Origin of the sequence: Paenibacillus sp. tmac-D7 (assembly GCF_006519665.1) — a bacterium.
Lineage (GTDB): Bacteria > Bacillota > Bacilli > Paenibacillales > NBRC-103111 > Paenibacillus_G > Paenibacillus_G validus.
The window spans coordinates 1-376 of record NZ_VIDW01000135.1; the positions used below are offsets into that span (position 1 = coordinate 1).

The 376-nt window shown below is 42.6% G+C and carries 1 protein-coding gene; it reads left to right on the plus strand.

What is annotated here, in order from left to right:
* Positions 1–118: 118 nt before the first annotated feature.
* On the plus strand, positions 119–376 hold a 258-nt coding region (gene tnpA / locus FKP33_RS26830; protein WP_141336837.1), incomplete at its 3' end, for an IS66 family insertion sequence element accessory protein TnpA.

Sequence of the window (376 nt, forward strand, 5' to 3'; positions counted from 1 at the left end):
GTAAGCGTCTAATAAGTTAGTGTATAGAAACCTCCCTCAGTCTTTGAGACAATTCCCTTAATTGGAGTTTGTAGAGTTTTTCGACTTCGATCGAAAAACTCCAAAGGGAGGTTTAGAGTTGAATACCAGGGAAGTTACTAACCAGTATCGATTAAACAAATGGACTGAGATTGTCCGAGAATGTCGCAGTAGTGGACAAACGATCTCTGCCTGGTGTGCTGATCATGACATTAATCCTAAAACTTATTATTATTGGTTGAGGCGCGTGCGCGCTGCCGCATGCGAAGCCCTCCCGTCACTTTATTCTCAAAACAACCCAATTACCAATCCATTCGTACCAGTAAACATTCCAGTCTCTACAGCTGGTACTGATTCT